The 13,885-nt window shown below is 63.7% G+C and carries 14 protein-coding genes; 8 read left to right on the top strand and 6 right to left on the bottom strand.

What is annotated here, in order from left to right; translation table 11 throughout:
- Positions 1-146 precede the first annotated feature (146 nt).
- From AB0I57_RS02005 to AB0I57_RS01995, 3 genes are all read left to right on the top strand, one after another.
- Positions 147-611: a hypothetical protein gene (locus AB0I57_RS02005; protein ID WP_358329088.1), complete on the top strand. Its 465-nt coding sequence runs from the start codon at positions 147-149 to the stop codon at positions 609-611.
- 91 nt (positions 612-702) lie between these two features.
- A complete protein-coding gene (locus tag AB0I57_RS02000; protein ID WP_358329085.1) occupies positions 703-984 on the top strand; it encodes a hypothetical protein in 282 nt (93 codons plus the stop codon).
- Positions 985-1,032: 48 nt separating this feature from the next.
- A complete protein-coding gene (locus AB0I57_RS01995) occupies positions 1,033-1,344 on the top strand; it encodes a hypothetical protein (RefSeq protein WP_358329082.1) in 312 nt (103 codons plus the stop codon).
- 55 nt (positions 1,345-1,399) lie between these two features.
- Here the strand turns inward: AB0I57_RS01995 and AB0I57_RS01990 are convergent, their stop codons facing one another.
- The 4 genes from AB0I57_RS01990 to dnaK are packed head-to-tail and all read right to left on the bottom strand — an operon-like array spanning position 1,400 to position 5,526.
- A complete protein-coding gene (locus AB0I57_RS01990; RefSeq protein WP_358329079.1) occupies positions 1,400-1,807 on the bottom strand; it encodes a helix-turn-helix domain-containing protein in 408 nt (135 codons plus the stop codon).
- Positions 1,807-2,976: a molecular chaperone DnaJ gene (gene dnaJ / locus AB0I57_RS01985; protein WP_358329076.1), complete on the bottom strand. Its 1,170-nt coding sequence runs from the start codon at positions 2,974-2,976 to the stop codon at positions 1,807-1,809. Before dnaJ ends, AB0I57_RS01990 begins: the two co-directional genes overlap by 1 nt.
- Before the next feature lie 22 nt (positions 2,977-2,998).
- Positions 2,999-3,685 carry a nucleotide exchange factor GrpE gene (gene grpE / locus AB0I57_RS01980; RefSeq protein WP_358329073.1) on the bottom strand — a complete coding sequence of 229 codons (687 nt, stop codon included), beginning with the start codon at positions 3,683-3,685 and terminating at the stop codon, positions 2,999-3,001.
- Positions 3,682-5,526 carry a molecular chaperone DnaK gene (dnaK, locus tag AB0I57_RS01975; protein ID WP_358329070.1) on the bottom strand — a complete coding sequence of 615 codons (1,845 nt, stop codon included), beginning with the start codon at positions 5,524-5,526 and terminating at the stop codon, positions 3,682-3,684. Before dnaK ends, grpE begins: the two co-directional genes overlap by 4 nt.
- 637 nt (positions 5,527-6,163) lie before the next feature.
- Between dnaK and AB0I57_RS01970 the strand changes: the two genes are divergently transcribed.
- From AB0I57_RS01970 to AB0I57_RS01950, 5 genes are all read left to right on the top strand, one after another.
- Positions 6,164-6,970, top strand: a complete 807-nt coding sequence (locus AB0I57_RS01970; protein WP_358329068.1) for a DeoR/GlpR family DNA-binding transcription regulator — start codon at positions 6,164-6,166, stop codon at positions 6,968-6,970.
- Positions 6,957-8,123, top strand: a complete 1,167-nt coding sequence (galT, locus tag AB0I57_RS01965) for a galactose-1-phosphate uridylyltransferase (protein WP_358329065.1) — start codon at positions 6,957-6,959, stop codon at positions 8,121-8,123. The genes AB0I57_RS01970 and galT overlap by 14 nt, the downstream gene beginning before the upstream one ends.
- Positions 8,120-9,322 (top strand): galactokinase, encoded by a 1,203-nt coding sequence (gene galK / locus AB0I57_RS01960; RefSeq protein WP_358329062.1) that lies wholly within the window; start codon positions 8,120-8,122, stop codon positions 9,320-9,322. Before galT ends, galK begins: the two co-directional genes overlap by 4 nt.
- 107 nt (positions 9,323-9,429) lie before the next feature.
- Entirely contained in the window at positions 9,430-10,749 is a 1,320-nt protein-coding gene (locus AB0I57_RS01955) for a S1 family peptidase (protein ID WP_358329059.1), read from the top strand.
- Between the two features lie 197 nt (positions 10,750-10,946).
- Positions 10,947-12,251 (top strand): S1 family peptidase, encoded by a 1,305-nt coding sequence (locus tag AB0I57_RS01950; RefSeq protein ID WP_358329057.1) that lies wholly within the window; start codon positions 10,947-10,949, stop codon positions 12,249-12,251.
- Between the two features lie 94 nt (positions 12,252-12,345).
- Here AB0I57_RS01950 and AB0I57_RS01945 read toward each other — a convergent pair whose 3' ends face one another.
- Entirely contained in the window at positions 12,346-13,101 is a 756-nt protein-coding gene (locus tag AB0I57_RS01945) for a hypothetical protein (RefSeq protein ID WP_358329054.1), read from the bottom strand.
- Entirely contained in the window at positions 13,098-13,811 is a 714-nt protein-coding gene (locus tag AB0I57_RS01940) for a hypothetical protein (RefSeq protein ID WP_358329052.1), read from the bottom strand. Before AB0I57_RS01940 ends, AB0I57_RS01945 begins: the two co-directional genes overlap by 4 nt.
- Positions 13,812-13,885: the final 74 nt, after the last annotated feature.

The raw sequence follows: 13,885 nt of genomic DNA, 5'->3' as shown, positions 1-13,885 counted from the left end.
ATTCGATCCGTTTGGTGGACGCGCTCGGCCGAGCGCTCACGGCATATTCGGTGTATACCGAATCTATCGAGGATCGAAATTTGAACCTCTCACCTATCTGAGACGCTTCCGTAGCTCTTGAAGTGTCTGATCCAGGAGAAACTATCATGTCTGTCACCCGCCGTCGCATCTCACTTTTCATAGCAGTGCCCACCACGGCGCTGGCTATCGCAGGCCTGACCGTCGGGGCCACGGGCGTGGCTGCCGTCAACAGCGACAGCGCGTATCAGGCCCAGGCACAGACTGTTTCGATGCCGGTCTCCAACGAAATCGACATGGCTGGCGTTATCGCCGGGTTGTCCGATCCGGCCGGGCAGTGGGTCACGGAATCTTCAGCGTACATCGCATCGCCCGCTAGTGAGACTGTGCCGGCGTCCGCCCTCGACTCGAACGGCCTGGAAGCCACCGTCAACCCATATGTCGTCCCCGTGAAGCACGGTTATGGAGGCGGGCACTTCAAGGGCGGACACTTCAGGGGCGGACACTTCAAAGGGGGACATTTCAAGAACGGCTACGGAGATCACTTCAGGTTCGGCCGCGGATTCGGCGGCGGGTTCTTCGGTGGTTACTAGAACAACCCGTACCTAGTGCAGCCCGGAAACGCCTACTGGAGCTGATCAGAACCACCGCGGTCTCCCGCGAACAACTCACCAGGAGAAAAACATGTCTTCCACCCGTCGTCGCATCTCAGTTTTGATCGCGGTGCCCACCATGGCGCTGGCCATCACCGGCACGGCCGTCGGGGTCGCAAGTGCCGCCGGCGTCAACAGCGACAGCGCGTATCAGGCGCAAACACAGACTGTTTCGATGCAGGTCTCCAACGACCTCGCCAGCCCATTCATCGTCCCCGCGAAGCATTACGGAGGTCACGGGCACTTCAAGAACAGAGGACACCGCGGATACGGCGGCGGGTTCTTCGGTGGTTTCCAGAACAACCAGTACTAGGTGCAGGCCGGAAACGACTACACAACGTCACTACCAGGAGGAACTACCATGCCTTCCACCCGCCGCCGCATCTCGGTCTTGATCGCGGTGCCCACCATGGCGCTGGCCATCACCGGCATGACCGTCGGGGTCGCAGGTGCGGTCGGCGTCAACAGCGACAGCGCGTATCAGGCGCAAACGCAGACTGTTTCGATGCCGGTCCCACTCCCCAATGACCTCTCCAACCCATTCGTCGTCCCCGTGAAGTACGGTCATGGAAACAACGGCAACGGATACTACAAGAACGACGACGGAAACCACTTCAGGTTCAACCGTGGATACGTCGGATCGTTCGATGGTTTCCAGAACAACCAGTTCTAAGTACAGCTAGGAGACGACTACCTGAGCTGATCAGATCCGCCGTGCTGTCTGATCATCAGCGCTGGTGTCTCGGTTTCCACACCACGAGCGCGTTGCTACGCGGAACCGGCACGAGGTCGCGCCGGTAACCGGCATGGATCTGGGCGATCTCCTCGGCCAATTCCCGCACGCGGTGCTGTAGAGCTTCGACCTGGTTGGTCAGTTCGATGATGCGCTTGATCCCGGCGAGGTTGACGCCCTCGTCCTGGGAGAGGCGTTGCACCTCTCGGAGCAACGCGACGTCCCGTGGCGAGTAACGCCGCCCACCACCCGATGTACGGTGCGGTGTGACCAGACCGAGTCGGTCGTAATTGCGCAATGTCTGAGCATGCATACCCGCCAATTCCGCGGCCACCGAGATCACGAAGATCTGAGCGTCCGGGTCGACCGAGGTTTCGCGCGACCTCTCTGTCTTGTCGGCCATCAGGCACCTGCCCACCCAGCCCGGGGATCGAATCCACTGGCCTTCTCTGCCTCCAGGTACACCTTCAGCGCATCTGTGGCCGGGTCGTCGAGCTTCTGCGGAACCGCGACCTTGACGGTGACCAGTAGGTCACCGGCGCCACCGTCGCGCTTGGGTACGCCTCGCCCACGCACGCGCAAGATCCGGCCGTCGGCTGTGCCCGCCGGAATCTTCACACCTACACGTCCCTCCAAGGTGGGAACCGAGACCGTAGTCCCGAGTACGAGTTCACCGTAACTGACGGGTGCGACGACAGTGAGATCGTCGCCGGTGCGCCCGAACACTTTGTCGGGACGCACCCGCACCGTGACGAACAGGTCCCCGGACGGTGCGCCGCGTAGACCGGCCTCTCCTTGGCCTGCCAGTCGAATCTTCTGTCCGTCACTGACACCCGCGGGGACGCGCACAGTTATGGTGCGGGTCCGGTTGGTGATGCCGTTGCCGTGGCACTCCCGGCAAGGAGAATCGATGATGGAGCCGGTGCCTCGGCAGTCGTCGCACGGCTCACTGAACCCGAAGGCACCCTGGTTGCGGGTGATGATTCCGGTCCCGTTGCAGCGCGGACACACACGTGGGCTCGTACCCGGTTCGGCACCGCTGCCGTGACATGTGGTGCACGCCGAGGGGCTGGTCAACCGGAGCGGAACCGTGACCCCGAGGGTGGCCTCACGGAATTCGAGCGTGGTCTCCGTCTCCACATCGCTTCCGCGGCGAGGGCGGCTGGATGTACGGGTCGCCCCGCCGCCTCCGCCACGGTTGAACAACCCACCGAAGATGTCGCCGAGGCCGCCGTCGCCGCCCCCGCCACCACCGAACAGATCACCCACATCGAAGCCGCCCTGGCCGAAGCCGCCGGCTCCGGGGTGGAATCCGCCACCGCGCCCGAAGCCGCCGCTGGCGAAGAGCTGTCGGGCCTCGTCGTATTCCTTGCGCTTCGCAGGATCCGACAGCACCGCGTACGCCTCACTGACCGACTTGAAGCGTTCCTCGGTCTCGGTGTCGGGGTTCGCATCAGGGTGTAGGTCCCGTGCAAGCTTGCGGTACGCCTTTTTGATCTCGTCCGCGGACGCCTTGGACGAGACGCCCAGCTCCTTGTAGAAGTCCTTTTCGATCCACTCCCGTTGACTCACTGGGCGTCTCCTCCTCTCATTCCTATTCTTGTTCCGCCTCGGCCGGCTCCGCAGCCTGATCGGAGGTGCTCGCGTCGGTCTCGCCGACACGATCGGTCACAGCTACCATCGCATGCCGCAGGATACGGTCGCCGAACTTGTAGCCCTTCCGCATCACCGTGCCGACGACCGGGTCGTGACCTTCGCCCTCGTGCTGCACAGCCTCGTGCAGCGACGGATCGAATGTCTCGCCCTCGGCACCGAATTCGCTCAGTCCAAGCGAGGTGAGGGCGCCGACGAGCTTGTCCGCCACCGCCTTCAGCGGCCCCGAGTCGAGGTCGCCGTGGCTGCGTGCACGGTCGAGGTCGTCGAGCACTCCGATGAGCTCGCCGACGACAGACGCCTTGGCGTTGGCAATGTCGGACTGCTTGTCCCGCTGAACTCGACGACGGTAGTTGGCGTACTCGGCCTGCAGACGCTGCAGATCCGCTGTACGCTCGGCCAATTCGTCCGACTTCGGCGCTGCCTCACTGGGCTGTGTCCCTTTGTCGGACTCTGTCCCCTCGTCCACCGAGGCCCCTTCATCCACCGAGCCGGGCTGCGGAGCGGTAGCGTCGCCCGCAAGGGGTTCCGCTACCGGTTCAGCGTCCCGAATCTGACCGGTCTCGGGGTCGATCTTCCGCTTGTCCACGAAAGTAACCGGCTCCTGCTCGGTGTTGTCGGGCGTCACTTCTTCTCCGCGTCGGACGGCTCGTCCACGACCTCGGCATCGACGACGTCGTCGCTTCCGCTCGGACCGGAACCATCGGTGCTTGCGGCTTGGTCAGCCGCACCGGCCTCGTAGATCGCCTGCCCGAGAGCCTGCGACTCGTTGGCCAGCTTTTCCACCGCGGTCTTGACGGCCGAGATGTCGCTGCCGGCGAGAGCTTCGTTGGCTTCCTTGATGGCAGCCTCGACCTTCTCCTTGACGTCGGCCGGGACCTTGTCCTCGCTTTCCTTGATGAACTTCTCGGTCTGGTGCACCAGCGACTCGGCCTGATTGCGGGTCTCGGCCTCCTCGCGGCGAGCCCGGTCCTCGGCGGCGTGCGCCTCGGCATCCTTGACCATCCGGTCGATCTCCTCCTTGGACAGGCCGGAGCCGTCCTGGATCTTGATCGTGTTCTCCTTGCCGGTGCCCTTGTCCTTCGCGGTCACGTGCACGATGCCGTTGGCATCGATGTCGAAGGTGACCTCGATCTGCGGCACCCCACGGGGAGCCGGCGGGATGCCGGTCAGCTCGAAGGAACCGAGCAGCTTGTTGTGCGAAGCGATCTCGCGCTCACCCTGGAACACCTGGATCTGCACCGAAGGCTGGTTGTCATCAGCGGTGGTGAAGGTCTCCGAACGCTTGGTCGGGATCGTGGTGTTGCGCTCGATGAGCTTGGTCATCACCCCACCCTTTGTCTCGATACCCAGCGACAGCGGGGTCACATCGAGCAGCAGGACATCCTTGACCTCACCCTTGAGCACACCGGCCTGCAGAGCGGCGCCGACGGCGACGACCTCGTCCGGGTTCACGCCCTTGTTGGGCTCCTTACCGCCGGTCAGCTCGCGTACGAGGTCCGTGACGGCGGGCATGCGAGTGGAGCCACCGACGAGCACGACGTGGTCGATGTCGGACACCTTGATACCCGCGTCCTTGATCACGGACTGGAACGGCGCGCGGGTGCGGTCGAGCAGGTCCGAGGTGATCTTCTGGAACTCGGCGCGGGTCAGCTGCTCATCGAGGAACAGCGGGTTCTTGTCCGCGTCGACCGTGATGTAGGGAAGGTTGATCGACGTGCTCTGCGAGGAGCTCAGTTCGATCTTGGCCTTCTCGGCAGCCTCGCGCAGACGCTGCAGAGCCATCTTGTCCTTGGTCAGATCAATCCCGTTCTGAGCCTTGAACTTGTCGACGAGCCAAGTCACGATGCGCTCGTCCCAGTCATCGCCACCGAGATGGTTGTCACCAGAGGTTGCGCGGACCTCGACGACTCCGTCGCCGATTTCGAGCAACGAGACGTCGAAGGTGCCACCACCGAGGTCGAAGACCAGGATGGTCTGCTCTTTGTCACCCTTGTCCAGGCCGTAGGCCAGCGCAGCCGCGGTGGGCTCGTTGACGATGCGCAGAACGTTGAGGCCGGCGATCTGGCCTGCTTCCTTGGTGGCCTGGCGCTGCGCGTCCTCGAAGTACGCCGGGACGGTGATCACAGCGTCGGTGATGTCCTCACCCAGGTATGCCTCAGCATCGCGCTTGAGCTTCATGAGCGTGCGCGCGCTGATCTCCTGAGACGTGTATTTCTTGCCGTCGATCTCCACGTTCCAGTCAGTGCCGACGTGGCGCTTGACGGAACGGACGGTGCGGTCGACGTTGGTGACCGCCTGGTTCTTGGCAGGCTGGCCGACCAGGACCTCACCGTTCTTGGCGAAGGCGACGACAGATGGGGTGGTGCGCGAACCTTCGGCGTTGGCGACCACTACGGGCTCGCCGCCCTCAAGAACGGACACGACCGAGTTCGTTGTACCGAGATCGATACCGACGGCACGAGCCATAGTGTTCCTCACTTTCATCTTTGCAGTCCGATTGGCAGTTGGTGCCGTAGCTGGGCTGCAGTCTTGCGCTTGGTGAGCGCCCTCGGCTCAAGTTTGCACCCCGACCGCGTCGAGAGTCAATTTCAACTTGAGTCTAGTACGCTCAATGTTGCCAAAGAGTTCAACGGAGAGCCGTCGGCATTTGTTCCCGACACCCGAAACTTCGCCTCGCGGACATCCAGGTGCCGCAGGCGCGGCGCAACCCGTCCAACCCTACCGATCACCAGTCGCCACAACGCTGCTCCCGTGGCGAGTGCAACACTGTTCCTCGTCGGCAAAATCGAGGTTCCGGCAGCCGAACTCCTTCTCACTCGAATTCGAACAAGTTCGATCACATTTCCGACAAGGCCGCTCGTCACAGGAGCATCGCATATGACAAGAATTCGCTCTATTCTGTATTGTCAGTTGCACTGAGCAGGCAACCTAACGGGTAGTGCAGAATTATTCGTTCTTGTTGACTCTCCGACATTCAAGTCCAGATCATGAGCATGGACAGTGGGCGAGGCTCGGTGAAGGAGCCTGCAACGAACCCGCTGAGCATGCAATTCGATGGCCGCTGCAACCTCGAAAACGGCGTCCGAAAAGGTGAGGCATTCGCATGATGCTCGCTCGTCAACGTCAGCAGTTGATCCTCGACGAAGTGACCGCTCATGGCGCCGTCAAAGTGGCCGATCTCGGCGCCACTCTCGGCGTCTCCGGTATGACGATCCGACGAGACATCAACGAACTCGTTGCACAAGGCCTGGTGGACCGTGTGCATGGCGGGGTTACCCTCCCCCGATCCGCGAGTGTGCACGAACCGGGGTTCTCGGCGAAGTCAGGTCTCAACCTCGGAGCCAAGCGCGCGATCGCCCGCGCCGCAGCCCTTTTGGTCCGCCCTGGCACGTCGGTGGGGATTTCCGGCGGAACGACGACGCACGCCCTGGCACACGAGTTACTCGACGTCCCCGACATCACCATCGTCACCAATTCCATCCCTGTCGCCGACGCATTCCACGAGGACGGCCGTGACGACCAGACCGTGCTGCTCACCGGCGGCCAGCGGACGCCGTCGTTCGCACTCGTCGGTCCCCTCACGGTCGCCGCGCTACGCGGGATTCACATGGACATGCTGTTCCTCGGGACGCACGGACTGGGCATCGACACCGGCCTTACCTGCCCCAATCTGATGGAGGCACAGGCAAATCAGGCTCTCGTCGCATCGTCACGACGCGTCGTCGTGCTCGCCGATCACACGAAGTGGGGTGTCACCGCACTGGCGAACACAGTTCCCCTGTCCGATGTGGACATTCTCGTCACCGACGCCGGGCTCGACCGGGCTGCACAGGAAGCACTCGCCGACCATGTCGGTGACCTGGTGGTAGCTCACGAAGAGCGAGAGAGAAACCTCGATGACGACGGGTGACGAACCCGGAACGCTGCATGCCCCGGCAGGCGGCAAAGTGCGGAAGACCCGCATGAAGCTCGCCGACGGACGCGAGCTGATCTACTTCGACGACTCCGAACCGTACGTCTCAGGTGCCGCCACCAGGAAACTGGTCGACTCTCGGCCACTTCGGCCGGCGGTTTCGCAGTCGCAGATCCGGTTCGACGCGCTGACCGGCGAGTGGGTGATCATCGCCGCACAGCGGATGGATCGCACGTTCCACCCACCGATGAACGAATCACCGCTCGCACCGAGTCGACAAGGCAAGGCGCCCACCGAGATTCCCGCCGACGACTACGACGTCGTGGTTTTCGAGAATCGATTCCCCTCGCTCTCGATGATCGGCAACGACCAGCACCTACCCGCCTACGTCGACGAGGAACCACTGTGGCCGTTGGCCTCCGGAACCGGCCGGTGCGAGGTTGTGTGCTTCACCAGCGACCCGGATGTCACCTTCGCCACCCTGAGCGTGGACCGAGTCCGCACCGTCGTCGACGTGTGGGCCGATCGCACCTCCGAGCTGTCGGCCCTGCCCGGGATTCGCCAGGTGTTCTGCTTCGAGAACCGCGGCAAGGAAATCGGCGTGACCCTCACACACCCGCACGGCCAGATCTATGCGTACCCATATCTGCCCCCTCGCACGTCCGTTCTGATCCGACGTTCACGCGAGCATGCCGAGCGGACCGGTCGGCTGCTGCTGGCGGACGTGCTTGACACCGAACGCCGTTCGGGGCGGCGCGTCGTCCTTTCCGCAAAGCATTGGACGGCCTACGTTCCCGCAGCCGCACGCTGGCCGGTCGAGGTGCACCTCGCACCCCACCGCGACGTGGGTGACCTGTCCGAACTCGACGAAGCCGAACGGGACGAGCTCGCCTCCGTGTACCTCGAACTGCTACAGCGCGTCGATCGATTCTTCGACGGGGTCGACGCCGTACCGTATATCGCCGCGTGGCACCAAGCCCCGATCGGCGCAGATCGGCGCTACGGCCGTCTGCACCTGCAGCTGTTCTCGATGATGAGATCGCCCGGGCGGATGAAGTACCTGGCCGGATCGGAGTCCGGGATGGGCGCATGGATCAACGACGCCACACCGGAGCAGATCGCCGATCGCCTTCGCGAGGTGGCCTCGTGACGACACAACCGTGGGTAGCCCCTATCGGGGTTCATACCCTTGCGGATCGCGCGGAAGTATTGTTCCACAGCACATTCGGTGGAGCCGCTGATGGCGTGTGGGCCGCACCGGGGCGGGTCAATCTCATCGGCGAGCACGTCGACTACGCAGGAGGCCTCGTCCTACCGTTCGCCCTTTCCTACGTCACGACAGTAGCGGTACGCGCTCGAGACGATGACCAGCTGCACTGCGTCTCCACCCACACCGACGAACAGTGGCGCGGCAACCTCTCGGAGGTGGCACCGGGCCATCCCGACGGTTGGGCGGCATATGTCGCCGGTGTGGTGTGGGCGATGCGTAACTCGGGAACCATCTCTGCAGGGATGGGATTCGACCTGGCGGTGCACTCTTCTGTTCCCGTCGGGTCCGGGCTGTCGAGCTCGGCAGCCCTCGAATGCGCCTTTGCGCTGGCCGTCGCCGATCTGCTCGGACATCCGACCGACTCGGACGGTCGCCTTCGCCTGATCGACGCATGTATACGCGCCGAGAACGAAATCGCGGGCTCCCCCACGGGCGGAATGGATCAGACGGTGGCGATGCTCGCGCAACCGGGCCACGCGCTGTTGCTGGACTGCCGCAGCGCCGACACCCGACCTGTGCCCGTCGACTTCGAGTCGGCAAACGGACGACTCCTCATAATCGACACCAACGCGCCACACCGACTCGTCGACGGCCAGTACGGCGAACGGCGTGCCGCCCTGGAGGTGGCCTGCGCCGAACTGGGGGTGGAAACTCTGCGGGATATAGACGATGCGGACGCCGTGCTCGGATCGTTGACCGCACCGGAATCGGTGAAACGGGTCCGACACGTGCTCACCGAAATCAAGCGAGTGGGCGAAGTCGCCGAATTACTGACGCTGGGACGGGTCGCAGATATCGGGACCCTTCTGACCTCATCTCACCTCTCACTGCGCGACGACTACGAAGTCAGCTCGGTCGAACTCGACAACGCCGTCGATGCCGCCCTAGAGGCGGGCGCGTGGGGGGCCCGCATGACCGGCGGCGGATTCGGCGGATCAGCCCTCGCGCTCGTACCCGACGACCGCGTCGAAGCGGTGGTGGAGCACGTGATGCACACCGCCGCGCAGGCCTCACTTCCCATACCACAGTTCCTGGCCGCAGAGCCGTCACGCTCGGCCCACCGCCTGTCTCTGAGATAAAGAAGCTGCATCCTCCCTAACACCCCGGCCTCGAGTGCCTTAAGGTAGTCGCTGGTACTCACCCCAGAAGGGTCCCGTCGTGAAGGGGCCCGTGCAGAAGGGATTTCATGCGTAACGTGTTGGCGCGCCGCGCCGCTCTAGCAGGCGCCTCGGCAATGCTTCTTCTAGTTCCGTTTTCCACTCCCGCCCAGGCCAACCCCGTTACGCAAACCCAGATAACCCAGCTCAGCGCCGACGAATTGCCGACCGACCTCGTCGACGCGATCGCCCGCGATCTGAAGATCAGTCCACAGGAATACCTGGATCGTGCCGCGATGGCACAAGAGCTCGGCAGCTACGCCGAGGAGTTCCGGGCGCAGCATCCAGAAGACTTCGCCGGCGCCTGGATCAGCGAAGATGGCCAACCCGTCGTCGCGGTGACCACAACTGCGGCCGCCGACAGAGCCCGGAATGATGGCTACGCGACCCGGATGGCTCCCGTCTCGGCAGACGGCCTCGAGCAGACACTGGCCGAGCTGAACAGCTGGATCGCACTCCTTCCGAGGGAACTGGCTTCGCTGGTCAACTCGGCATCCATCGACGTCCTCGAGAACCGCGTCGTCATCGATATCGTCAACAGCCCACTCGGCCAGGCACTCAACCTGCCCACCCTTCTCGCCAATGTGAAGGTCATGCTGAGTCCCGGTAACGGCGGTCCGGTCGAGGGCGGCCCCCTCGGCGGCGACACATACATCACTACCGCGGGCCACCTGCCTGAAACTCCGATTTCGGAGATCGGTGTCTGCTCACTGGGCTTCAACGGGGTGGACGGCAGTGGCCAGGCCGTCAACATCAGCGCCGGGCATTGCAACCCAGCCGAGGGCCAGCCGTCACCGGTGTTCCTCCCCAATGAGCAGAACATCGACGACAGCACCCAGATCGGCACGTTCGCACACTCGTCGGTGGGCGACCCGAACGACAAGCTCGACTACTCGGTCATCGCTCTCAACGAGGCGGGAGTGCAGGCCGGCCTGGATCGTCCCGCGATCCGAGGCGCGAACGGCACCACTCTGCAGATCACCGGCATCGCTCGACCCGTGGTCGGCGCACCGATCTGCAAGTCGGGTCAGACCTCGTCGTTCACCTGCGGCATCGTCGCAGCCGACCATGTCGAGACGCAGTTGTACGTAGCGGACGGGGTCAGTCGGACGATCAACGGGTTCGCGGGTACCGCATGCACCCTCGCCGGCGACAGCGGCGGCGCAATCGTCACGGGAACCCTCGCACTGGGTATCACCAGTGGTTCGAATGCCAGCGGTGCCCCCAACTGCACGGAGGCGAATCTGGTGCTGGCACCCGAAGGTGGCACGGCCAGCCTCGGAATCCCCGTGGCGGATATCGTCTCCACCTTCGGGTCCGGACTGCACGTTCGCACCATCTCCGACTAGTCCTTCACTGAGAGGCCGGCGGCCTCCGTCCGACCTTCGCGGTTCCAAGGGCCCTCGGCGGCGAGTGGAGTGTTGGAAACGGCGAAAAAAGACGACCCGCTCCGTATAGTTACTCAGATTGCCTACGGCACCCCACACGCCGATGCCGTCGTATGCACTGCGATGCGAATGCGAACAATCAGGAGAGAAAGGCCCCCATGCGAACCTCGATCGCAAGTCGTGCCGCCGTGTTCTGTTCCGCTGCGGTGCTGCTCCTCGGGCCGGTCCACGCCTCGGCCAACCCAGTAGCGTCAGAGGTTTCCGGCGGGTCCGACAACCTGCCGACGAAACTTGCCCACGCCCTGAAGCGCGATCTGAACCTGACCCCGGAGCAGTACTTGGAACACTCCGAGCTGGGTCAAGAGCTGGCCGAGTTCGCGAAAATCGCACGAGTCCAGTTTCCCGACGTCTTCGCAGGCGCATGGCTCGACAACTCCGGCACCCCGACCGTGGGGCTCACCGAGGGGACCGGACGAGAGGCCGCCCTCGCCGCCGCCGAAGACGCCGGCTTCCAGGTCAAGGAGGCGAGGCAAAGCGAGAGCAGCCTTCACGCTCAGACGAAGGCTCTCGACGACTGGTTGGAGACCCAACCTCCCTCCGTTGCCGACCTGGTTCGCGGGGTAGCCGTCGACATCGTGAACAACGGACTCGTTCTCCGTGCCGACGATGTGAACGGGCTACAGCTTCCGGACTTCATGAAGGGAGCGCGGGTTGTGCAGTCAGCCACCACCACATTCCCGCAGGCGCTTGCCGAACTGGCACCCGTTTCACAAGCCTTGCCGGACGATGCCCTCCTGGGCGGCGATGCTCTCGGCTCGTTCAGCGACGGCGTCGGCCTGCGCTGCTCATTCGGTTTCAACGGCACCGACAGCTCGGGTCTGGCGGTGAACATCACCGCAGGACATTGCGATCCGAACCTCGCCGTCGCAGGCACTTCCGGTGCTTCAGAGGCCTTCGCGCTGTTCCCCGGTGGCACAGGCCCGCGTGTGGGGACCTTCGCGAAGACCAGCCTCGATGTGAGTGACTACTCGATCCTTCTCGCCGACGAGAACACTGCACACCGGTTCGAGAACAACGGGGTCCGCATTCCCGGTTCGGCGCCGCTCGGAATCACCGGAACGGCCGATCCGATTGTGGGCGCCCCGGTATGCAAGTCGGGCGCGACCACTGGTTTCACCTGCGGCGTAGTTACTTCCGTCGGCCAGACCATCGACGTGGGTGGACGAACGCTGGCCAACAGTTTCTCGACCAATTTGTGCGCTCTGCAGGGTGACAGCGGCGGCACCATCGTCACCGGAACCGAGGCACTCGGAATCTCGAGCGCGTCGAACGTCGCGCAGTACTCGTTCTGCCAGATCGCCGATGTCGTCACCTTCATCCTCGGCGAGGGACCGGAACTGTTCGCTACGCCGATCAATACCGTGCTGGCCGAGAACCCTGGCCTTCGACTACGCACGTCGTAGCAGCCTCCGTAGAGACGACGATGGCCCGCTTCCTTCGAGGAAGCGGGCCATCTTTATCGGAGACGGCTGAAGGGCCGGATCCGGACCTAGACTGTCAGATTGCCGGTACCGGTGCGGGTGCCGGCGGCTCGAACGGGGTGTTGACGGTAATGAGGTAGTCGGTTCCGAGGACCGCCAGAGCAACACCTCCCACGAGCATGGTTCCGATCAGATCACCAGCTGCGAAACCTGCCATCGCACCGCCGAGACAGCCCACTACGAGGGGACAGCCGAGGGCGAGACCCACGACGCCGAAAATCGCACCGAAGAGATACCCGCCAATCATGGTGGCGTATTCGAGGTAGCTGCCGAAACTGGCGAGCGCCGCGGCGTCGCGTTCCTCTTGCGTGTCGAATACCTCTTCTTCATCGACTTGCTCCGGCGCGGCGGGCTGCACCGGTGCTGCCAGCTCCTCCCGCGCGCCGAGTTCCTCTTCCATCGACGACTTCAGCTCGGGTTGGACGTCATCGGGGATCTGCGGGGTCAGCGTCAACGTCCGCGCTTCGAGGTCGACATCGATCGGATAGACCGCATCGCCCACTCGAATAGTCAGAGGTAGTGCGATGACGACATTTCCGCCCGCGTCAAGGACCTCGACGGCATCCCCGGTATCGGTGATCCGGAAGGCGCCCACGTCGATCGAGGTGACCACGGAGTCGCCGTCGAGGTACGCCTCGTAGCCGAAGTCGGGCGAATCCGGTTGCCCAAGCGGAGCCGCGTGTGCGGTTCCCGCCGAGATCCCGAGCGCCGCGATGACAAGTGCCGCTACTCCCGTGAACGCCCTGAAGTGTCGTGATGCGCGACCCCTCATGCGACGGGTGCTGGAGCGCCGGGTGCGACGAAGGGGCTGTTGATCGTATCGAAGAACTGCATCCCGTGCACAAGGAGACCGCCACCACCGGCGAGGACGGTTCCCGCGAGCGTGGCGACGGGTGCGACGAGCAGGGCGCCCCCGATGCAGTCCGCTATTGGGGAATCGGGAATTTCAAGGAAGGGGTCCACCACCGATCCAAGTTCAAGCGATCCCGCAGCGATTCCGACCCCGCAACCGACTACTCCGCCGATGATGGCGGCGACGACATCGGCGATCGCGGTCGTGATCCCGAACTGCTGCTGGAAGTCGTCGAGCGCGCGAGCGTCACGCTCCTCCTGATCCACAGGCGCGGCGACATCCTGGAGCGTCAGCTGTTCCGCCACAGGAACGAGCGTGGCCGCCGCCGGGTCCATGTTCGGAACCATGCGCAGCACGCGGGCAGTTTCGTCTACGGCAACCTCGAAGGGGTGCTGCAGATCGTTCACTCGGAAGAAGCTCGGAATCGAGGCGACGACGTTGCCTGCGTCATCGAGGACATCGATCGTGTCGTTCCCGGCATTGATCGAGAAGGCGCCAGCGTCGATGGTGGTCACAGCTGCGCCACCGTCGAGAGTGGTCTCGTAGTTGAGGTTCGGAATTGCCTGTTCCGCAGCGGGCTGCTGCCCAGCGGACGGCTCGGCGTAGGCAGTGGCCGAACCAACGCCCATCGCCGCGACAACAAGGAGCGACGTTGCAGTAAACCTTCGGAGGTACATCTAAATCCGTTCGTCAAAGAGGGCCG

It is taken from the genome of Rhodococcus sp. NPDC049939, assembly GCF_040656415.1.
Lineage (GTDB): Bacteria > Actinomycetota > Actinomycetes > Mycobacteriales > Mycobacteriaceae > Rhodococcus_F.
The sequence above is the reverse complement of the archived record's forward strand: the minus strand, read 5'-3'. Positions and strand labels throughout refer to the sequence as shown.